The organism is Mesorhizobium sp. M1B.F.Ca.ET.045.04.1.1, from assembly GCF_003952465.1.
Classification (GTDB): domain Bacteria; phylum Pseudomonadota; class Alphaproteobacteria; order Rhizobiales; family Rhizobiaceae; genus Mesorhizobium; species Mesorhizobium shonense.
This window is the reverse complement of the sequence record NZ_CP034448.1, coordinates 3,259,775-3,278,750: the sequence shown is the minus strand read 5'-3', so window position 1 is coordinate 3,278,750 and position 18,976 is coordinate 3,259,775. Positions and strand designations below refer to the sequence as shown.

Annotated in this window: 28 protein-coding genes and 1 pseudogene; 21 read left to right on the top strand and 8 right to left on the bottom strand. The window is 60.7% G+C overall.

Features of this window, described 5'->3' with window-relative positions; translation table 11 throughout:
- Window positions 1–4 precede the first annotated feature (4 nt).
- The 6 genes from EJ071_RS15950 to EJ071_RS40055 all read left to right on the top strand — a co-directional run bounded on the left by EJ071_RS15950 (window position 5) and on the right by EJ071_RS40055 (window position 4,460).
- Complete coding sequence (locus tag EJ071_RS15950; RefSeq protein ID WP_189521493.1) at window positions 5–850, top strand: PIG-L family deacetylase; 846 nt, start codon at window positions 5–7, stop codon at window positions 848–850.
- A complete protein-coding gene (locus EJ071_RS15945; RefSeq protein WP_126098695.1) occupies window positions 847–1,911 on the top strand; it encodes a glycosyltransferase in 1,065 nt (354 codons plus the stop codon). Before EJ071_RS15950 ends, EJ071_RS15945 begins: the two co-directional genes overlap by 4 nt.
- Window positions 1,908–2,900: a GNAT family N-acetyltransferase gene (locus EJ071_RS15940; RefSeq protein ID WP_126098694.1), complete on the top strand. Its 993-nt coding sequence runs from the start codon at window positions 1,908–1,910 to the stop codon at window positions 2,898–2,900. Before EJ071_RS15945 ends, EJ071_RS15940 begins: the two co-directional genes overlap by 4 nt.
- Window positions 2,897–3,811 (top strand): class I SAM-dependent methyltransferase, encoded by a 915-nt coding sequence (locus tag EJ071_RS15935; RefSeq protein WP_126098693.1) that lies wholly within the window; start codon window positions 2,897–2,899, stop codon window positions 3,809–3,811. The genes EJ071_RS15940 and EJ071_RS15935 overlap by 4 nt, the downstream gene beginning before the upstream one ends.
- 64 nt (window positions 3,812–3,875) lie before the next feature.
- Complete coding sequence (locus tag EJ071_RS15930; RefSeq protein ID WP_126098692.1) at window positions 3,876–4,094, top strand: hypothetical protein; 219 nt, start codon at window positions 3,876–3,878, stop codon at window positions 4,092–4,094.
- Between the two features lie 237 nt (window positions 4,095–4,331).
- Entirely contained in the window at window positions 4,332–4,460 is a 129-nt protein-coding gene (locus tag EJ071_RS40055) for a hypothetical protein (RefSeq protein WP_281058918.1), read from the top strand.
- A gap of 9 nt (window positions 4,461–4,469) precedes the next feature.
- Here EJ071_RS40055 and EJ071_RS15925 read toward each other — a convergent pair whose 3' ends face one another.
- From EJ071_RS15925 to EJ071_RS15915, 3 genes are all read right to left on the bottom strand, one after another.
- On the bottom strand, window positions 4,470–5,054 hold the full coding sequence (locus EJ071_RS15925; protein ID WP_245460265.1) for a sigma-70 family RNA polymerase sigma factor: 585 nt from the start codon (window positions 5,052–5,054) through the stop codon (window positions 4,470–4,472).
- Between the two features lie 126 nt (window positions 5,055–5,180).
- Window positions 5,181–6,299, bottom strand: a complete 1,119-nt coding sequence (locus EJ071_RS15920) for an Nramp family divalent metal transporter (RefSeq protein WP_245460264.1) — start codon at window positions 6,297–6,299, stop codon at window positions 5,181–5,183.
- 384 nt (window positions 6,300–6,683) lie between these two features.
- Window positions 6,684–7,673 (bottom strand): SDR family oxidoreductase, encoded by a 990-nt coding sequence (locus EJ071_RS15915; RefSeq protein ID WP_126098690.1) that lies wholly within the window; start codon window positions 7,671–7,673, stop codon window positions 6,684–6,686.
- Here EJ071_RS15915 and EJ071_RS15910 point away from each other — a divergent pair.
- From EJ071_RS15910 to EJ071_RS15900, 3 genes are all read left to right on the top strand, one after another.
- Complete coding sequence (locus EJ071_RS15910) at window positions 7,664–7,897, top strand: hypothetical protein (RefSeq protein ID WP_126098689.1); 234 nt, start codon at window positions 7,664–7,666, stop codon at window positions 7,895–7,897. The two genes, EJ071_RS15915 and EJ071_RS15910, sit on opposite strands and share 10 nt — an antisense overlap.
- Window positions 7,894–8,196 carry a DUF982 domain-containing protein gene (locus tag EJ071_RS15905; RefSeq protein WP_126098688.1) on the top strand — a complete coding sequence of 101 codons (303 nt, stop codon included), beginning with the start codon at window positions 7,894–7,896 and terminating at the stop codon, window positions 8,194–8,196. Before EJ071_RS15910 ends, EJ071_RS15905 begins: the two co-directional genes overlap by 4 nt.
- A gap of 155 nt (window positions 8,197–8,351) precedes the next feature.
- Window positions 8,352–8,873 (top strand): ferritin-like domain-containing protein, encoded by a 522-nt coding sequence (locus EJ071_RS15900; protein ID WP_189521492.1) that lies wholly within the window; start codon window positions 8,352–8,354, stop codon window positions 8,871–8,873.
- 116 nt (window positions 8,874–8,989) lie between these two features.
- Here EJ071_RS15900 and EJ071_RS15895 read toward each other — a convergent pair whose 3' ends face one another.
- Window positions 8,990–9,535, bottom strand: a complete 546-nt coding sequence (locus tag EJ071_RS15895) for an inorganic diphosphatase (RefSeq protein ID WP_126098687.1) — start codon at window positions 9,533–9,535, stop codon at window positions 8,990–8,992.
- A gap of 157 nt (window positions 9,536–9,692) precedes the next feature.
- Between EJ071_RS15895 and EJ071_RS15890 the strand changes: the two genes are divergently transcribed.
- Complete coding sequence (locus EJ071_RS15890; RefSeq protein WP_126098686.1) at window positions 9,693–10,067, top strand: low affinity iron permease family protein; 375 nt, start codon at window positions 9,693–9,695, stop codon at window positions 10,065–10,067.
- 14 nt (window positions 10,068–10,081) lie between these two features.
- On the opposite strand, the gene EJ071_RS15885 is transcribed toward EJ071_RS15890, so the two are convergent.
- Window positions 10,082–10,327 (bottom strand): hypothetical protein, encoded by a 246-nt coding sequence (locus EJ071_RS15885; RefSeq protein WP_126098685.1) that lies wholly within the window; start codon window positions 10,325–10,327, stop codon window positions 10,082–10,084.
- Between the two features lie 214 nt (window positions 10,328–10,541).
- Here EJ071_RS15885 and EJ071_RS15880 point away from each other — a divergent pair, with 214 nt between their 5' ends.
- From EJ071_RS15880 to EJ071_RS15845, 8 genes are all read left to right on the top strand, one after another.
- Complete coding sequence (locus tag EJ071_RS15880) at window positions 10,542–11,570, top strand: alpha/beta hydrolase (protein ID WP_245460263.1); 1,029 nt, start codon at window positions 10,542–10,544, stop codon at window positions 11,568–11,570.
- A 111-nt stretch (window positions 11,571–11,681) separates the two neighbouring features.
- Entirely contained in the window at window positions 11,682–12,113 is a 432-nt protein-coding gene (locus tag EJ071_RS15875; RefSeq protein WP_126098684.1) for a hypothetical protein, read from the top strand.
- Window positions 12,110–13,330: a divalent metal cation transporter gene (locus tag EJ071_RS15870; protein WP_126098683.1), complete on the top strand. Its 1,221-nt coding sequence runs from the start codon at window positions 12,110–12,112 to the stop codon at window positions 13,328–13,330. The genes EJ071_RS15875 and EJ071_RS15870 overlap by 4 nt, the downstream gene beginning before the upstream one ends.
- Window positions 13,330–13,689 (top strand): hypothetical protein, encoded by a 360-nt coding sequence (locus tag EJ071_RS15865; protein ID WP_126098682.1) that lies wholly within the window; start codon window positions 13,330–13,332, stop codon window positions 13,687–13,689. The genes EJ071_RS15870 and EJ071_RS15865 overlap by 1 nt, the downstream gene beginning before the upstream one ends.
- Before the next feature lie 2 nt (window positions 13,690–13,691).
- Window positions 13,692–14,021 (top strand): hypothetical protein, encoded by a 330-nt coding sequence (locus tag EJ071_RS15860; RefSeq protein WP_126098681.1) that lies wholly within the window; start codon window positions 13,692–13,694, stop codon window positions 14,019–14,021.
- Window positions 14,022–14,184: 163 nt separating this feature from the next.
- A complete protein-coding gene (locus EJ071_RS15855) occupies window positions 14,185–14,781 on the top strand; it encodes a hypothetical protein (RefSeq protein WP_245460262.1) in 597 nt (198 codons plus the stop codon).
- On the top strand, window positions 14,778–15,170 hold the full coding sequence (locus tag EJ071_RS15850; RefSeq protein ID WP_126098680.1) for a phage holin family protein: 393 nt from the start codon (window positions 14,778–14,780) through the stop codon (window positions 15,168–15,170). Before EJ071_RS15855 ends, EJ071_RS15850 begins: the two co-directional genes overlap by 4 nt.
- On the top strand, window positions 15,167–16,024 hold the full coding sequence (locus tag EJ071_RS15845) for a DUF3618 domain-containing protein (RefSeq protein ID WP_126098679.1): 858 nt from the start codon (window positions 15,167–15,169) through the stop codon (window positions 16,022–16,024). The genes EJ071_RS15850 and EJ071_RS15845 overlap by 4 nt, the downstream gene beginning before the upstream one ends.
- A 135-nt stretch (window positions 16,025–16,159) precedes the next feature.
- On the opposite strand, the gene EJ071_RS15840 is transcribed toward EJ071_RS15845, so the two are convergent.
- A complete protein-coding gene (locus tag EJ071_RS15840; RefSeq protein ID WP_126098678.1) occupies window positions 16,160–16,588 on the bottom strand; it encodes a hypothetical protein in 429 nt (142 codons plus the stop codon).
- 190 nt (window positions 16,589–16,778) lie between these two features.
- Between EJ071_RS15840 and EJ071_RS40050 the strand changes: the two genes are divergently transcribed.
- On the top strand, window positions 16,779–16,901 hold the full coding sequence (locus EJ071_RS40050; RefSeq protein ID WP_281058917.1) for a hypothetical protein: 123 nt from the start codon (window positions 16,779–16,781) through the stop codon (window positions 16,899–16,901).
- A gap of 46 nt (window positions 16,902–16,947) precedes the next feature.
- Here the strand turns inward: EJ071_RS40050 and EJ071_RS15835 are convergent, their stop codons facing one another.
- Window positions 16,948–17,301: a GFA family protein gene (locus tag EJ071_RS15835; protein ID WP_245460261.1), complete on the bottom strand. Its 354-nt coding sequence runs from the start codon at window positions 17,299–17,301 to the stop codon at window positions 16,948–16,950.
- A 41-nt stretch (window positions 17,302–17,342) separates the two neighbouring features.
- Here EJ071_RS15835 and EJ071_RS39490 point away from each other — a divergent pair, with 41 nt between their 5' ends.
- A complete protein-coding gene (locus tag EJ071_RS39490) occupies window positions 17,343–17,567 on the top strand; it encodes a hypothetical protein (protein WP_245460404.1) in 225 nt (74 codons plus the stop codon).
- Here EJ071_RS39490 and EJ071_RS39485 read toward each other — a convergent pair.
- A pseudogene (locus EJ071_RS39485) lies at window positions 17,475–17,863 on the bottom strand (DUF899 family protein); the annotation flags it as partial. The gene EJ071_RS39490 and the pseudogene EJ071_RS39485 overlap by 93 nt on opposite strands.
- A gap of 368 nt (window positions 17,864–18,231) precedes the next feature.
- Here EJ071_RS39485 and EJ071_RS15825 point away from each other — a divergent pair.
- Entirely contained in the window at window positions 18,232–18,540 is a 309-nt protein-coding gene (locus EJ071_RS15825; protein WP_348628146.1) for a DUF982 domain-containing protein, read from the top strand.
- Window positions 18,541–18,976 lie beyond the last annotated feature (436 nt).

The window sequence follows — 18,976 nt, the reverse complement described above, 5'->3', positions numbered from 1 at the left end:
TGCCATGTCGTCCGCCGATCAATCGTCAAATGTGCTGGCCGAATTCGCTGCACTGCTGACCGGCAGGAATATCGGCCCAGGCGCCGGTCTCATGATTGTCGTGGCGCATCCGGATGACGAAACGATCGGCATCGGCGGCCATCTTGCCGGGCTGCCGGGATGCCGGATCGTTCATGTCACGGACGGAGCGCCGCGCGATCTTGCCGACGCGCGGAGTCACAGCTTCCAGACATGGCAAGACTATGCCCATGCTCGCCGTACGGAACTATGGGCAGCGTTAGCGGCGGCAGGGCTATCGTCTGCAAATCTGACCAGCCTCGACTACCCTGACACGGAAGCGGTCATGCATCTCGGCGCACTCGCGCAGCAGTTGGCCTGCCTTTTTGCCGCACGCGAGATCCGGTTTGTTTGCACGCATCCTTTCGAAGGAGGCCATCCCGACCACGATGCCACCGCTTTTGCCGTTCATGCGGCCTGCCATTTGCTGCACCGCGACCGGCACCCAGCGCCGTCTATTATCGAAATGGCGTTCTATGCCGCGGGGCCGGAAGGCCCCATCTTCCAGGATTTCGTCGATAGCCCCGAGGCGGATCGCATCGAGGTTTGCCTGACCGGACCGGCCTTTCGGCTCAAGCAAGCCATGTTGGCCAGCCATAAGACACAGCAGCGGACGCTGGCGCCGTTCTTCAGTTCGACCGAGCGCTTTCGGCTGGCACCCGCTTACGATTTCCGTGCGCTGCCGAACAACGGCAGACTTTACTATCAATCCCTGCCGCTTGGTTTCGAGCCCGCAACATGGCTCGGCGTGGCGGCAGCCGCGCATGAGGAGCTTCGGCTGGACCGGCCATGACCCTCACGGTGCTCAACGTCGCCTATTCTCTCGCGCCTGTCGGACCGGATGCGGTCGGCGGCGCCGAGCAGGTGCTGTCGATGCTTGACCGCGCCCTGGTGCGGGACGGCCATCGTTCTATTGTCGTCGCCTGCCGGGGTTCCAGCGCGGCCGGTACTCTGGTGGAGACGCCTGCCGAGACAGGTGTCCTCGACGAAACTGCCAAGAAGCGCGCGCAGCAGGCACACCGCGGGGCGATCGCAACCGCGCGGGCGCGTTGGCCCATCGACATCGTGCATCTACATGGCATCGATTTCGACACTTACCTTCCCGGCGACGGTCCGACGCTCGTGACACTGCACCTGCCGCTCGGCTGGTATCCGCCCGAAGCCTTGCGACCGGCGCGTGAGGACCTATGGCTGCATGCGGTTTCGGACGCGCAGCATAAAACCGCGCCGGCCGGATCGAGGCTGGTAGCGCCTATTCCAAACGGTGTCGACGTCGATGGGCTGAACCAGCCGCGGTCGCGGCGCGATTTCGCGCTCGTGCTCAGCCGAATCTGCCCGGAAAAAGGCATCCATCTGGCGATCGAAGCCGCCAAACGCGCCTCGGTACCGCTGGCCATCGGCGGACAGATCTATCCTTACCAGACACATGTGGAGTACTTCGCCAACGAGGTGCGCCCCCGCCTCGACAGGCGGCGGCGCTTTCTGGGGCCGCTTGGCTTTTCCGCCAAGCGGCGACTTCTCAATGTCGCCCGCTGTTTGGTCATTCCGAGCCTGGCAGCCGAAACAAGTTCGCTGGTTGCCATGGAAGCGCTTGCGTGCGGCACGCCCGTCGTAGCCTTCCCGAATGGCGCCCTGCCCAATGTCGTCGAACATGGCGAGACCGGATTTCTCGTCAACGACGTCGACGAGATGGCGACAGCGATCCTTGCTTCGGCCGAGTTGAGCAACGAAGCGTGCCTGAGCGCGGCGCGACGCCGCTTTTCGCTCGATCGCATGATCTCGGCCTATATGGATACCTACCGGGCATTGGCAAAGCTCGGCCCTTCCCGAGCAGAGTTGAGGGCCGCTCGGTGAGCGCCCTGCGCGCCGAGGTCATCCGAGATCAGGGCGCGCTCGATGATCTCGAGTCGCATTGGTGGCCGCTCTGGTCGCAAAGCATCTCTGCCACGCCTTTCCAGTCACCCGCCTGGCTGTTGCCGTGGTGGCGGACATTCTCGCCGGGTGATCTCTCCGCGATCGCCGTGTGGCGCGGAAAAGATCTCGTCGGCCTGGCGCCACTGTACCTCGAACCGCACGCTTCCGGCTGGAAACTGCTGCCGGTCGGAATCTCGCTGAGCGACTACCTCGATATTCTGTGCACCCCCGGTCAAGAAGCAGCGGTGAGCGCTGCTATCGCCGAGGCAGCGCTCTCGCTCGAATGGTCGCAATGGATCCTTCCAGACCTGCCAGTCAGAGCTGCCTCCTTGAGCCTTGCGCTACCGCAGGTCAAGGAGAGCGGATGCGCGCACCATGCCGCCTGTCCAGTGCTTCCGCCTGCGGGCAATGAGACGCTTGTAAGCTTGATACCCGCCCGACGAAGGCGTCAACTGCGCCGCGCCCAAAGAGCCGCGCAACGACGGGGACGGGTAGCCATTGCGCGATACGAGGCCGATCCGGAGACGTTCGTCGATCAGCTGGTCCGACTGCACGATGCCCGGTGGGCCGGACGGGGCGGCGGCGTGCTGGTGGGTAGCGCTATCGAATTCCACCGTAATGCGTTGCCCCGCCTCGCTGCAAACGGTTTGGCGAGGTGTTGGCTCATCGAAATCGGCGAAGCTGTCGTCGGTGCGTATTATGGCTTTCATCACCGTGATCGCGCCTATGCCTATCTCGGTGGGTTCGACCCGGCCTATGCCGAGGAGAGTCCTGGCGCGATCCTGATCGGCAAGGCCATTGTCGAAGCCGCTCGGGAGGGGGCACGCGAGTTCGATTTTCTGCGCGGCCGGGAAAGCTACAAGTATGGCTGGGGCGCCGTCGACCGTTGGACTGCGCAGAGGGTCTGGACCCGAGGCGCGCCGCCATGACCGCAGCAGAACAGGCAAAGACTACTGCGAAACGCATTCTCGAAAATTGCATGGCGAACGGCCTATCCGCGGACGTCGCGATCGCCAGATTGGCCGTCTATCTCAAGACGGGCATCAACGCTGCAGAACTTGCGAAGATCGCATTGGATATGCGTGCAAATGCCACCCACCGAGGGGACTGGCTCGACGAGGTGGCCGTGCTTCTCTCCCGCAAGATCGACACCTTTGACGAACTCCGGACGACGGCGGCTTCCGTGCTTCACAACCGCCTGGCTGGCGAAACGCGTGAGATGACCATCACCCGACTGGCCATCGGCTTCGACCAGGCGGCCGACATTTCTGCGGTCGCCAGCGTCCAGCTTTCGTCCCTTGGCGATGAGGAGAAGCTTTCGGCTGCAACAGCCGAGATCACTTCCTGGCTGGAGCGACAAGACTTTACGGGCGCAGGCAAGACGATACTCGACGTCGGTTGTGGCATCGGCCGCTTCGAACGTGCGCTCCACGCGAGGGCAAGGCATATTGTCGGGATCGATATATCCGCCAAAATGCTTGCCATCGCGCGTCGACGGTGCGCCGGTCTGACCAATGTGGAGTTCCGCCACACCTCAGGGCTCGATCTTGACGAATTCACCGATGCAGGCCTTGATGGCGTGCTGGCGGTAGACAGTTTCCCTTACCTGGTACTCGCCGGCGTCGCCGAGCGGCACTTCAGCGAAGTGGCGCGCGTGTTGCGCCCAGGCGGAATGGCCGCAATTCTCAACTATTCATATCGGGTGCCGTCTGGCATCGATTCCTCCGATATTCGCGGTCTAGCCGGTGCTTTCGGCATGGACGTCGTCATCGACGGTGAGATGCCTTTCCGTCGCTGGGACGGCACCGCGTTTTTAGTTCGTCGTATTGGCGGAACATAACGGACAGACCGAAGTTGGGGCGCCAAACCACTTCCGCAGAAGCTGGCATATTCAGGAGAAAAAAATGGCGTCCGGTGGCAAGAAACATATGGGCCGCGGCAGTCAGGGCAAGGGTTCCGGGACCGGAGCGAAGACAGAGCTTCCGAAGGACATGGTTGGCGAAAATGAGGTCCTGAAGAATCGAGACAAGAAGCAGCACACAAAGCAACGCGGTCTCGACAGCAATCGGATCAAATCCGATCAGTATCAAGATAATGCGGCAAACCGGCTTCCTAAAGACTGAGCTTGCGGGTAGCTCTCATAAGGCCCGGCGGGCACGCAAACGGATCGGGTATCGAATTCAGGCACGGTGTTGCGCTCAGCCAGAACCCTGTGTGGAGCCGGACTGACCGACGGTTGAAGGCGCCTTGCAAACTCCGGCCGTCTATGGTCTCAAGTGAATTTAAGGGACCCTGTTTGCTAAGAGAATGCCATGTGTCGTCCGAGCCAACGCGATTTCGACCCTCAGGAAAACCTGAGTGTGGACCAAGAGATTGCGTCATTGTTGACAGCCATCGAGCAGGAGAAAATTCCTGATCGCCTGACTAAACTGGCGCTCCAGTTGCAGAATGCGCTGATCCAGAAGCGTCGGTGCAAGTCGGAGACCTGACGCAGGCGCTTATCTGGGTTCGTCAGTCCCTCGATCCCAGCAATCTTTCAAAAAATGGTCATGTCTTTCGACCAGCGACTGCGAGGAGCTTTCATTCAGGAGTCCCAGAACGTGCGCGCGCGCCCGGTTGAGCCGGCTTTTCACGGTTCCGACGGCACAATCGCATATCTCAGCCGTTTCTTCGTAGCTGACGCCCAGGACACCGATCAGCATTAATACTTCGCGCTGATGTTCGGGAAGCTTCTGGATAGCTCTATAGACCTCCTTGCTCCGAAGGAACCATTCCTGGGAGGCTTCCGAAATCGGTCGGCTGGAGGCACAATCAAGCAGCCCCGGCGCTTCCCTCGCCGCAGCCTTCACCCGCGTGTAGTGCGTGTTGCGCATGATGGTGAAAAGCCAGGACTTCAGTCGCGTCCCCGGCTCGAACTTGTCCAAATTGGCAAGCCCTTTGGTCAAGGTCTCCTGGACCAAATCGTCGGCGTCATCAGGAACACGGCAAAAGGTGCGCGCAAAAGCGCGCAAGGCGGGGATCAGGTCGACGACGGAGATTTCACCCGGTGCACAATCTGGCGCGGCATGACCATTGGGTAACACGGCTCGACCCCAGCAGAGAGAGTTGAAGAACATCGATCAGGGAGAATGCGTGACGATGACGATCGTTCCTGTTCGAATCGAACTTGCTCGAACGCCCTCCGGCCAAGGTCGATGGCGCCGTTCGGGCTACAGGAACCAACTCGCCACAAGGCCAGCCGATGCCGCAAAGATTACGGCCGTCGTGATGCCTCCGAGGATGTTCGTACTCCGGCTATTGACCCTGTCGCCCATGATCCTGCGGTCGTTCGTCATTAGAAGCATCAACAGCAGAAGCGGGGGAGTGGAAAAACCTTGCACGATGCCTGCCCAGACCAGGGCCTGCATCGGATTGAAGCCAAAAAAGTTGAGGATGACTCCGATCAGCGTAAAGGCGCCCGTTGCCAGGTAGAAGCCCGGCGCTTCCTGCGGCCTTATGCTCATGCCATGCTTCCAATCCATTGCCTGCGCAAGATCGAAAGCAGCGCCGGTCGTCATGACCGGAACGGCCAGGAAGCCGACGCCGATCACACCGGCGGCGAAGATTATGCCAGCCGCATCACCGGCGACCGGCCGCAACGCCTCGGCTGCCTGTGCCGCCGTTTCGATCTGGTTTTGGCCGACCTTGTGAAGCGTCGAAGCGGTGGAGAGCATGATGAAGTACATGATCAGGTTGGAAAACGTCATGCCGATCAGAATGTCCTGGCGCGACCGGCGCAACTCTTCCTTTGTCGCTCCCTTCCGTTCCTCAAGGTCGGTTCGGCCGTTGGCGATCTCCTCTTCCACCTCCTGGTTGGATTGCCATGTGTAAAGGTAGGCTGAAAGTGTTGTGCCTATGATAGCGACGAGGATCGACAAGTACTCACGGTTGAAATGCACTTTCGGCAGCAAGGTGCCAATCAGCACGGACGTCAGTTCGGGCTTGGCGAGGATAGCCGAAACGACGTAGGCAAGCAGCGCCAGCGCCAGTACTCGAAACAGGTTCTTGAGAAGTTCGTAAGAGCCGAAGACCTGAAGACCGAACATGAGCGCTGCAACGAGAGCGACGATCATCGGGATCGGCAACGGCACGAAGAGGTTGATTGCCGCCGCCATGGCGCCAAGATTCGCAGCAGCCTCGATCGCGTTGCCGATCAGGACCGCGACCAGAACCGACCATAGCAGCCATCGCGGATAGAAATCCGCTATGACCTGGAACAGTCCCCGCCCCGATACCTGGCCGAGCTTCGATGAGAGGTACACGACCGTGTACATCATCGGCAGTGTCACGGGTGCGGTCCAAAGCAGGTCCGGTCCGAACTTTGCTCCCGCGCTGGCATAGGTCCCGATCGCCGATCAATCGTCGTCAGCCGCACCAGCGATCAAAGCCAAACCAGCGGCTCTCCCGAAACCTTTGCGCTTTCCCCCGTCTGCCTCTTTGCTGGCTTGTTCGGTCATCACTTGCGCTCGACGTGATCGGAAAAGGATCGGCCGAACGTGGGTTGAGTGGGTGCCGCCTTTGGACCCGAACTGGCCCATCAGGTGTTTGTTCCTGCTCGTTCACCCATGGCAGGGGGTCGATGTGACATGAAGCCTGAGACGGAACCAAGTTCCGCGACTACAGTGCGCAAACACGCGTGCTCTTGAAATTTCCAAGTGCGGCCAGGCTGGCGCTCAATAGCCCCCGATGATCGGCAGGATCTCGCCGGTGATGTAGCTCGAGCATTGCGGCGAGGCTAAAAACACATAGGCCGGCGCGATCTCCTCGGGCTGGGCCGGCCGCTTCATCGGCGTCTTGGCGCCGAACTGCGCGACGTCCTCGGCCTTCTTCTCCGACGGGTTGAGCGGCGTCCAGACCGGGCCCGGTGCCACCGCGTTGACGCGGATGCCCCTGCCTATGAGGTTGCCGGAAAGCGCCCGGGTGAAGGCGTGGATGCCGCCTTTGGTCATCGAATAATCGACCAGGTCCTTCGAGCCCTCTATGCCGGTGACGGAGCCCGTGTTGATGATCGCCGAGCCCGGCTTCATGTGCGGCACCGCTTCCTGCGCCATATGGAAATAGCCATAAAGGTTGGTCTTCAGCGTGGTATCGAAATGCTGCTCAGTGAGGTCGACGAAATCGGCCGAGTGCACCTGGAAGGCGGCGTTGTTGACAAGCACGTCCAGCTTGCCCAACGCCTTCACTGTCTGTTCCACTGCCTTGCGGCAGAAGGTCCGTTTGGAAACATCGCCGCGAAGCGTGACGCAGCGCCTGCCTTCGGCCTCTACCGCTGCTTTCGTCGCTTTGGCGTCGCGATCCTCGCTGAGATAGACGATGGCTACATCGGCGCCTTCGCGTGCGAAGAGCACAGCGACGGCGCGGCCGATGCCGGAATCGCCGCCGGTGATCAGCGCGACCTTGCCTGCGAGCTTGCCCGAACCCTGCCAGAACGGCGCATCGTAGAGGGGCGCCGGCACGATCGCCCATTCCTCGCCGGGCTTTGCATGGTGCTGCTTCGGAAATGGCGGCACCGGATATTGGCGCGCGCCGGCCTGCATGGCCGTCGATGATTTTGCCTTCGGCTTGGTTTGATCCTTAGCATCGACCTTGCGCTGCACGCTGCGCTGCTTGCTGGCGGCCTGCTCAGCGTCGGATTTCGTTCGGGTGGCGAGTCTTGTCGGCATCGTTTTCTCCTTCATTTGGGAAGGTCAACGCACGCCGGCAAAAAACGACCGGCAGCCTTGGCGGCATAACTCCTCTTGGTTCAGCCGGCATGCAACCAGCCGGCGGCAGCTACGTTGATCGCGATCCAAAGCTGGTGGCAGCCATGAAATCCCTGCGGACGATCAATCCCCTTTTCACTACTGCGGCCGCACGGCCGAACGGCTGGGATGGTGAAAACGCATGAGCCGGTTCCTGCCGCTCACCATTCATTTCGTCGGCGGCGGCACGATGGTGGTCGCTTCGATTATCGACGCCAAGAAGGCGCTGGGCGGAAGATGGAAGAGCAAGGACGTCCCGTCCTTTGCCAGAGCCGCACGACTGGTGGACGACGCCGTGGCGGGTATCTGCCGTCCGGCGATTGCCTTTGCCGCTTTCAAGAAGGCGGCTGCTGAACAAGGTCTGCTGGAGCCTGGCGGTCCAAGTACCGCGCTCAGCATCCTCGACCAGCTCTGGTCCGGCGACGATAAGGGTCGGCCGAAGTGACACCCCCGTCAGGTCACAAATTGTTTCGCCAGGAACATCGGTTGATGTTGCCAGTTGTGCTTGCTCAGGGAAGCTGAGCGCTTCCTAGCATCTTGTTGGAGCAATGGGTCGGCGGCGTTCCGCTGGAACAGCAGACACAACCGAAGGAGATATTGATGGCGAAGAAAAGTTCGTCCGGCGCGGCGAACGGGCTGGAAAGCCTGTTCGTGGATGGCCTGAAGGACATCTACTACGCGGAGAAGAAAATTCTGAAGACGCTGCCGAAGATGGCCAAGGCGGCGCAGTCGGAGGAGGTGAGCGCGGCTTTCGAAAAGCATCGCATGGAGACGGAAGGCCAGGTCGACCGGCTTGAACAGGTTTTCGAAATGTTGGGTAAGCCGGCACGAGGCAAGACCTGTCCCGCGATCGACGGCATCATCGAAGAAGGTTCGGAAATCCTTGAGGAATACAAGGACGAGCCCGCGCTCGATGCGGGCCTTGTGGCCGCCGCCCAGTCGGTCGAGCACTATGAGATAGCTCGTTACGGCACGCTGATCGCCTGGGCGGAGCAACTGGGCCTGAAAGACGCCCTGCCCTTGCTGCGCGAAACGCTCAAGGAAGAATCCGCCACCGACGAGACACTTACCAAACTCGGTGAAAGCGGTGCGAACGAGCGGGCTTTGCAGGCGGCCGCGTGAGGCGCCTGACATACCCTCGGTTCATAAGCCGAAAGGCTAGCTTGACGATGCGGCCCCGGTCTCCCGACCGAGGCCGCAATCAACGGATAGCCATCTATCGCCCGGCAAGACTGCGATCAGCGTGCCGGCTTTTGTGTCCTCGCGAATCGCTCCATTCCCTTCTTCAGCAGAGCGGCCGCCCTCCTGGCGTCGCGCCAGCCTTTCAGCTTGATCTTCTTGCTGGTGCCCAGCACCGACGACACAAAGAACTGCTCGATCTCGCGGCGCAGTTCATCGGGCACGCAATCCATCAAACCCGGCTTGTCGGGTGAATCTTGCTTATGAGGACGAAAGATATAACGGTCGTTGTAGAACTGCGAACCTTCGGCATCCTTTTGCTTGACGCGCAGCGCGCCAAGCAGGTCGCAATTGATGACAATGCCTGGCGAGGACACCGCCTGATGGATGACGAGGCCATCCAACGGGTCACCGTCTTCGCCGCGTGTGGACGGTATGAAGCCCCAATCATAGGGATAAGTATTTCCAATCGGCAGCGGGCGGGTGAATTCGAAGACGCCGGTTTCGGGATGGTAGGAGAACTTGGCCGCAGCTCCGCGCGGTGTCTCCACGACGACCCTTATATGTTCGCCATTCATCGTTGGCAGCTTCTCGTAATGCGGCATCGTCCACTCTGGCCCAGTGTCGCCCTCCTAAGCCCTGCCAGAGACGAAAGTTCCCATTGCTCACTTGGGGCGCAGAAACTCGCCCGCCGGCGCGGCGTTCATCTCTTTGCCGCCTCAATGCCTTTCGCAAAAAGGCAAGCCCTGCTCGGAGTTCAACATGGAAAAAGCATTCAATCGGCTCGCGGAAATTGTCGCCCACGCCGCAGGACATGCATGGGCTTTCGCTTTGTGCCTGATTTCGGTGGTCCTCTGGGCCATTGCTGGCCCGATTTTCAAATACTCCCAGACCTGGCAGCTGGTCATCAACACGGGAACCACCATCGTTACCTTCCTAATGGTTTTCCTGATTCAAAATACCCAGAATCGCGACGGTGCGGCCATACAGGCCAAGCTCGATGAGCTCATCCGCTCAGGCCGCGCGAAAAACGCCTTCATCGGTATCGAACATCTCACGGAAGGTGAGGTTCAAGAATTCAGAGATAAGTGTGCGAAAGCCAAGGCCGCCAGCGAAGACACGACCGCACGCGCCTAGAGTGAGAGGCGGTCCTACTTGGAACCCCGATGCTTGTTGTGCTCACTTTCCTGATTTTTGCCGCGAAGGATGTTGCGGTCGTCTGGGTCGACGAGGTTAGGGGCCCCGCTCCTCAGATTCGAGCCCTTCCGCCGAGCCTCGCGTTCGGCAATCGAGCGCTTCAGCTCCGCCTTGGCATCGAATTCCTTCGGCGCGTTCTTCGTGTTCTCACGCTCTTCGATGACGCGCGTTTGCTGATCGTGGGTTTTCCGTCCAGTCATCGCTTACTCCTGCGCTTTTGTGGGTAACGGCACCCGGACTCGATCGTTCCTGGCTTGCGCGGGGAGTTTCGATCTTTCTGAAATCTCGCATGCGGACGAAGGCGTCTGGCGTGATACATTACTGAGGCATCGCCTCGCCCAGACGGCAATAGTCAAAGCGCTTCGCGAACAGACAAAGCTGCCTCAGAAAGATTCGGCCTGAAGAAGTCGTGCTTTGGACAGCCACCGTCTCGGTCCACTTCCGTTTCGGTCAAAGGCCATGGGTCAGCTTGGATACATCGCAACGCTCAACGGCGTAATCTTCCTCCTGGCTGCGGGAGCGGCAGGGCTCGCCCTCTACAATGGACTGCAGGCGCGCTGGGCTTTGCGCGGGTGCCGGTTCGGACGGTTCGTCGAAGTCCGGGGAGTGCGGCTGCACGTTATCGAGGGGGGCGAGGGCATGCCGCTGTTGCTGTTGCATGGCAACGGCGCTTCGGCCGAAGACTTCATGACGAGCGGCATCTTTGACAAGACGGCTCCGCATTATCGTGTTCTGGCTTTTGACAGACCAGGCTTCGGCAGGAGCTCGCGCCCGATCGGCAGGATCTGGTCGGCCGCCGCCCAGGCCGACCTGATCGATGCCGCCGCCGCGAAACTCGGGCTGGGACGCTACATCGCTCTTGGCCACTCATGGGGAGCCGCGGTAGCGCTCGAGATGGCGCGCCGTTGCCCTGGATCCGTTGCCGGTGTCGTGCTCGTTTCAGGCTACCACTATCCGTCGCCGAGGTTCGAACTCGCGCTGTCGGCATTGCCAGCCTTGCCTTTGATCGGAACCGTGTTCCGCCATACCTTGCTGCCGCCGCTGGTCGGACTTGGCTGGGGCTGGTCAATGCGAAAGATATTTGGCCCCGCCGCGATCTCTTCGGCATTCGCGGCAGCGACGAGGGAGTTGGCGTGCCGGCCATCGCAATTGCGGTCCATCGCGGCGGAGTCGTTCCTGATGTGGGTCGCAGCGGCGTTTGCGAGGTCTCGGCACGCTGACATTTGCGTTCCTGTTGGGATCATCGCAGGCGCCAGCGATCAGCTCTTCGACGCGCCGGCCGAGGCGTTACGGCTGCACGCGGAGCTTGGGAACTCGATGGTCGATATCGTCCCCGATGCCGGGCATATGGTGCATCAGACGGCCCCACAGGCGGTGATTGCCATGATCGACAAGATCGCCGCTCTTTCGAGCGTCGGCGACGCGAGGTTGAGCGGCCGATAAGCGGCCGCGCGCCGGGAATGGCTAACTCATACTGCCGTGCTGGCCTGGTGCGGAACCTTCCGACCGGCGCCGCTTTATCTTGATGTTCGAAGCGGCAGCGAGGGGAAGATATTGCGCAGCGTTGCTTGGCGGAGTCGCCTTTTCCTGCAGGTGCTTGCGCTGGCGCTTGCCTCCTGCTCCTCGTCGGAAACCGTCGAACAGCAATCGAAACTTGCGGCCTCGACCGGGAAGGCGGCAGTGCTGGTGACCGATGCCTGGCTTTCCGATGCTGCGCCATCCCACTACGCATCGGCTGCCTTGCAATCCTTCGCCGAGACGATCGCCGATGCCGGCCGGCGGGTGAAGTCGGCCTCCCCGTCCAATCCTGCGAACAGAGATAGGCTAAAGGCGGCGGTCAGCCGACTGTCGAATGCGGCAAGGCGCGCCAAGAGCGCGGTCGAGGCCGCGGAGCACGCGCAGGCCAGCCAGGCGCGCGACGAGCTTAGCGCCGCGCAAGCGGATCTCGCCACGGCCTATCGCGACTATTTCGCGCCGCAACGATGAAGAAGCTGCTGGAAATTTCCTTGGGCGTGGTGACCAGCGTTGGCGGCTTCCTGGAGGTCGGTTCGATGGCGACGGCGGCGCAGGCCGGAGCATTGTTCGGTTTCCAGCTCATCTGGGCGATCGTGCTCGGCACCATCTGCATCATCTTCCTGGTCGAGATGGCCGGTCGCTTCGCCGCCGTGAGCCACCACACCATCACCGACGGTATCCGGGAAAGGTTTGGCTTCAATGCATTCCTTTGGCCACTGCTGGCAGTCTTGTTGATCAACTTCATGGTGCTTTCCGCCGAGATAGGTGGGGCTGCCATCGCCGCCGAGCTTGCCACGGGGATCAGCTATCAGTGGTGGGCGCTGCCGGTGGCCTTCCTCGCCTGGCTGCTGTTGTGGAGAGGCACATTCGGCCTCATCGAGAAGGGGGTATCGATCCTGGGCCTGGTCACGCTCTGTTTCGTGGTCGGGGCGGTGATGCTCCAGCCGGACTGGAAACAGGTTGCCTTCGGTGCTTTTCCCACCTTGCCGCACCACGATCCGGCAAACTATTGGTTCATGGCCGTCAGCATTCTTGGCGCTTCCATATCGCCCTACCTTTTCATGTTCTATTCCTCAGGAGCGATCGAGGATCAGTGGGACAAGAGCTATCTCGGCGCCAATCGGGTCATTGCCGGTCTCGGAATGACTTTCGGTGGAACGATCTCCATCGCTGTTCTGATCGTGGCGGCGGTTGTGCTCGGCGCGCATGGCGTGAATCAGGTAAATGACTACAATCAACTCCCGCTGATGCTGATCGCCATATTCGGGTTCTGGGGTTTTGTCCTTTTCACTGCTTCGCTGGCCATTGCCTGCTTCGGCGCTGCGCTCGAGATAGCGCTGCAGCAGGCGTATCTCGTGGCGCAGGGATTCGGCTGGACGTGGGGCGAAAATCTCAGGCCGCGCGATGATCCCGGTTTCAGCCTCGTCTACACCGTAACGCTATTTCTTGCTGCAATTCCGATAGCGCTTGGCCTCGATCCGTTAAAGCTCACCATCTTTTCGATGGCGCTGACCGCGGCCAGTCTGCCGCTGACCGTCGTCCCGTTTCTCTTCCTGCTCAATGACCATCGTTATGTCGGTGAGCACCGCAATGGCCTCGCTTCGAACGCCGCCGTGATCTTCATCATCGCGCTCGGCTTCGTGCTGGCGGTGGTGACCGTTCCCCTACAGATATTTGGAGGCACGTGATGCAGTTGCTGCGGGATATCCTGGACAAGCAGGTCGTCGACCGCGAGCAGGTCAAGATCGGCAGGGTGGACGGCTTAGTCGCCGAGCTGAGGCAGGGCAAGCCGCCGAGGGTCGTTGCCGTCGAACTTGGCTCGATCGCGCTCGCACGCCGCCTGGGTCAGCGTCCCGGGCGGTGGACGGCAAGGCTTACGGCCCGGCTGCGTGGAAACCGGCAGGCCAGGCCACATCGCATCGCGTGGAACAAGGTGCGCGACATCGGTGTCGACATCGAATTCGATTTGGACGTGCGGCGGACCAAAATCTTGGCCTGGCAGGTTTGGCTGCGCGATCACGTTGTCGGCTGGATCCCGGGAGCCTGACGATGGCAAATGTGAATCTCGAGCATCTGACTGGCCGGCGCGTGTTCTCGGAGCGCGGCAAGAGCATCGGCTATGTCGAGGAGATCATAGCCGAGCAGGACGGCGACGACCTCGTCGTCACTGAATTCCATGTCGGTATCTTTGCCGCTTTCGAACGCCTGTCCGCCTCGACCATAGGCACTGCGCTGCTCGATTTCTTCGCGCTGCGCCGCCGCGACGGCCTCTACCGCATACCATGGGACAAGCTCGATATTTCCGATCCGGCACGCCCGAGGCTGCTTTGCCCGGATGAAGCGCTTGAGGCTTTGAGGGCGCAGCCGAAAGGTAAATAGCCACTTACTAAAAAGCTGCTCATCCAAGGGAACATCCCAGCCGGCGCGAAGTTCGGACTGGTAAGGAGGATCCTACGCCATGAACAGTGTCATCTATCTCATCGGTCTCATCGTGATTGTGCTCGCGATTCTCTCCTTCCTCGGCTTTCATTAGGAGGGCGCCATGCAGCGCGAGAATGATCAGGGCCGCAGGCCCGCCGACTTCAGCAAGGCCAAGAGCGAGGTTTCCGATCGGGTTCGGCAAGAGGCACAAAGTGCCGCCGATGCGCTCCACGATGCGCGCGACGAAATTGCGCAAAGGGCAGGTGTTTATGCGTCGGAAGCACAGGAGGCCCTGTCCGAAAGAGCTGAGGAAACGCAGCGCGACATCGGATCGAGCCTGGCGGCACTCGGCGGCGCCTTGCGCGCTGCAAGCGACCATCTGGCCAACACCGACCAAAACGCGGCGTCGAAATTCATGCTGGATGCGGCGGGCGGCCTGGAAAGGCTGTCGTCCTCGCTGAAGGAGAAACCGTTCGGGCAGGTACTTGAGGACGTTCAGTCCTTCGGTCGCCAGCATCCGGGCACACTGGTTGCCGGTTCAGTCTTGGCGGGACTCGCGCTCGCAAGGTTCATGAAGGCTTCCCCGCCGGAAGGGCAGGCTGCGGCCGGATTGGGCCGACAAACCGGTGTGAGAACAAGCGAGTCCCGGGACAACGCGGCGCCCAATTGGGGCTCCGACGGCGGCGTTCCCGGACAGGCAGCGGAGCTGGAAAGATGAATACTCAGGACAATCCAAGCCTCGGCACTCTGTTAGCTGATCTGGCGCAGCAGGTGAGTACGTTGGTTCAGACGGAGGCCAGGCTCCTGCGGGCGGAGATATCGGAGAGCGTGACCAAGGCCGAAGCCGGCGCAGTCGAGGTTCTGGGCGGTGCGATATGCCTGCTCGCCGCTCTGCTGGTCCTGCTGCAGGCGCTCGTCATTGCCTTGGCGCGCTTGGGGCTGGGCGCCGGATGGTCCGCTTTGCTAGTCGGAGTGGTCGTGGCCGTGCTGGGCGTCGTCCTGTTGCGTACGGGCATGGCAAGCATGGCGCCTTCGGAACTGGCGCCGGACCGCACGCAGGAGCAGCTGAAGCGCGACGCGAACGTGATCAAGGAACAAGCGAGATGACCGACAAATCCGCAGCCGAACTCGAACGCGAGGCCGAGGCCACGCGGGCAAGGGTGATCGCAACGGCCGATTCCATCCGAGGCAAGATGACCCCTGGCCAGTTGTTCGATGAGTTCACCGGCCTTTTCAGTGGTGGTGCGGGCTCCGAGATGCTTCACAACCTGAAGACCCAGGTGCGGGAAAACCCCTTGCCGCTGACCGTGATCGGGGCCGGCATTGCATGGCTCATGCTGGGCAGCGGCGCTACCGCGGCAACCGCTGCTCCCGGCCACGTGGCCCGTCGCGATGATGACGCGACCGGCACTGAATTCGCTGCCATGACTTCGGACACAGCGGCCTCGGTCGCTCAGATGGCCGGCGGGGCAGCAGGAAATGTCTCGGCCATGGCCAGCGGCGCAACCGATACGGTGTCCGACATGGCACACGGCGCAGCGGAGACGCTCACGAACTCGGCGGCAGCCACGGCCGACATGGTAACGAGAGCCAGCCGTTCCACGCAACAGTTGCTGGAGGATCAACCCCTCGCGGTGGCGGCTGTCGGCCTCGCAGTCGGTGCCGCGATCGGCGCGATGCTGCCTCGCACGCAAATCGAGGACGAGCAATTGGGTGGCTACCGCGAACAGCTTCGGGACAAGGCCGAAGACGCACTTGAAGAGGGCGTCGATCAGGCAAAGCAGGTTGCAGCCGAAGTCTATCAGACAGCCAGCGAAGAAGCCGGGCGGCAAGCCTCGAGCGAAGGCACGCTAGCCGATAAAGTCGGTGATGTCGTCAAGTCCGCCGCCGACACAACCGATGAGGCGGTGCGCCGAAAACTCTCCGATACCGAGCCGTCTGTTAAGAACAAATCGACTTGAAAGCATCTCGGCACGCGCGCTGACAACCCTGCGGCATGAAGGCTGCCTAGCTGTTGCATACCTGTCACGATCCACTTCGGCCGCCTGAACGACATCCGCAGGGAGAAGCGGGTGGTCTGGCGGAAGAGCAGGCGGTTAGTGTCGTTTGTCGTTCATAGGTTCGACTATAGACCACTCGGCTTCCCTCTCTTTGAGCTTTTCCTGTAATTCGAGAGCAAGCTGAAAGATGCGATCGGGAATAGAAATCCAGTCGTTCAAACCCTCCGTGCCCGGCGCCTCCCAGCTCAAAGGGTTTGAGTCCGACTGTGAATTGGCTGATTTCCACAGCAACTGCGAAAGGACTTGCCGCTGCACTGCCTGAAGCTCTTCCAATAGGCGCAGGAACCTCAACGCGTCCATCGTTGGAAGATTCTTGGTTCTGAGTCGGGCTATCAGATTGTGCTGGCGCGTGATCTGCCGCTCGCCATGTCGAACGTGCTGTTGCGCCATGCAGATGAAGTCATTTAGCCCCATGGCCGACAACGCCGAAAAACGGACAGTCGTTCCTTCAACAGGTCCGGGCATGAAACAAGAGCGGGCCGGACCGGTAGGATAGCAAAGCGGCTCGGGTTGCGGGAATGAGCGGCAAAGCAGCCAAAGAGGCGCTGCCAAAAATGAGAGATGGCGCAGCCATCACGGAAGGCGCAGGTAGTTTGGCGGGAGGCCCTATTCGTTCGCGGCTGACCGCGAGTGCCGGCATTGCCGGAGTTGCGTTATGAAAATGCGCTTCGCTGACGAAATCACCATGGCGCAACACCACATCCGCGAAGGCGCGCGGCAGCGTGTCCACCAGCACAATTTCTTAGCTAGCTGGAGCCACGAATTGCCGGTCGGCTAAGCCAGCGGCTTCCTGCACCTACTCGAGGATATCGGTTCGACACACTTTACCCCTCCTCCTCCTGTGGTAGGCCGTCGGTGAGGTCGTAAAAATCGGATTTCGAGCCGATGAAAATGTGCTTGCTGAGCCGAAGACCCGTCGGCTGGTCGAGAGTGCCGGCCGCGACGAACGTTTGCGTGCTGGCAGCCTCTCTCCAAAACAGGTTGCCGCCGCAGCGTGAGCAGAAGCCGCGCTCGACGTTGTCCGAGGACTGATACCAGTTCAGCGTCGACGAGGTCAGAAGCCTAAGATTCTCCGATCGGCAAGCCGCCATGGCTGCGAAGTTGCCGCTTGTGCGCGCACACTGCGTGCAGTGACAGGCTATAGGGTCTGCGAGTTCGCCCGCGATTTGGTAGCGCACACTGCCGCACAAACAATGTCCCGATGACATGGAAACCTTACTTGCGAGGCGAGTTTTTGTTCCGTGGCGTGGTCAAGATCTTCGTCGGCTCCGGCGTGCTGATGTATCTCGGCGGCGATATGGCGGTCCCCAATTCGAATCCTTATTCCTCCGCGATCTCCGGATGGGGTTGCGCGCTCCTCGAAATTGAACGTCGCCTTGCCGGATGCAATCTGTTCGTCCGTGAAGGAGACTTGAAAATCGAAGTTGAAGTCACTGCCGTATGAGGAGGCCCAGTCGAACTGCCAGCCCATACGTCTCTTGAACGGAAGAAGTTCTTCAAGCGGGGCTCGCGAAACTACCACCAAACTGACGTCATGGTGTCGCAAGTGCTGGTTTGCGCTATCGATGTGATCGGCAAGGAATGAACAACCTTCGCAACGATAGTCAGCATTCGGCGGGAACATGAAATGATAGACTATTAGCTGCGTTCGCGATAACGCGTGAAGGCCTTCTCCTTCGCAAGGTGCTTCTTGTGGGCGGCGAACCACGTTTCGTAGGTAACGACTTCATGCGGATCCATCGTGCGCTCCTCGTCATCTCGATTGGCAGGTCCCAGTTGGGATACTCATGCCAAGGATGAAGGGCGCAGTTGGAATCCTACATTACTAGCGAGTTCGGAAACGGCTATCCACGCCGAAAGGCTCGCCGCCTCCTTCATGCTGCTGAGCGGGGGCGTGGGCGCAGATGTCGCCGCCCTGAGGCTGCTAGGCCAGCATCTTTCCTCGTCACCCGGTCGCCACCACCGCACTGGCCTTCGCCTCACTGGTCAAAAGCTGCAAACTGACCAATTTGGCATGGACGAATTTTAACCTACATCGCTAAGCTCGACCTCAAGGAAGAGGCCTGGGGACGACGCTTATCATCGATCGGCATCGTGTCGTCATATTGGTGGCTGACGCGGCTGACGTGCTTCTTCATGATTGGCCACAGCCATATTCCTCGACGAGACGTCACGCGCTCGCTGCTTGTCTTGCCGTGCTGCGCAACGAGAAGCCGCCGCGCGTAGCGCGGGAAGCATTCGTCGAGGCGGCCAAGGATGCAAGAATTCTGCTGACTGATCAGCCGCAAAGTACGCGATACCGACTTTTCGTTTCCAAGCCCCCCGGTTGGCCCGCCTATGGCTTACTCCGCTCCAGGGCGGGTCGCTCCCGTATCAGGGGCAGCGCCGCCGTTCCGGCGTCAGAGGATGACTGGTGAATTGCAGCAGGCGCCACGGCATTCGTGGCAGAAAATGATCTTCAGCACGTCCGATGAAGGCAGGGCTGATCGGGGCCGAACTGCCGCACCAACGAGGTGACGTCAAGCCGCGCGCGGCACGTTCGCAGGTAAGACAGCCCGACGATGGCGAGAGGCTTAGGTCAATGAAAGAGCCCGCTCCCTGGCGTCTATGGCGGGCGGGCTCTTGGTCGAGACCTCCTAAAGGAAAGCCGGCATCTCCCGAAGCTCCGAAGGGAGGCGACAGTCCATCTCGACGCGGCGCGCTCTTAAGGTTGGAGAAAAGATGCGCCGTCCAATTGTTTCAACAGCGGCTTCGAACAAAAGTTCCCCATTGCCACATTAGCCTGGGCTTGACGAACCGGCCGGCTGCCTCAGACGGGAAGGCCCCGCGGCCCGGCCGCACATCCAGGTAGAT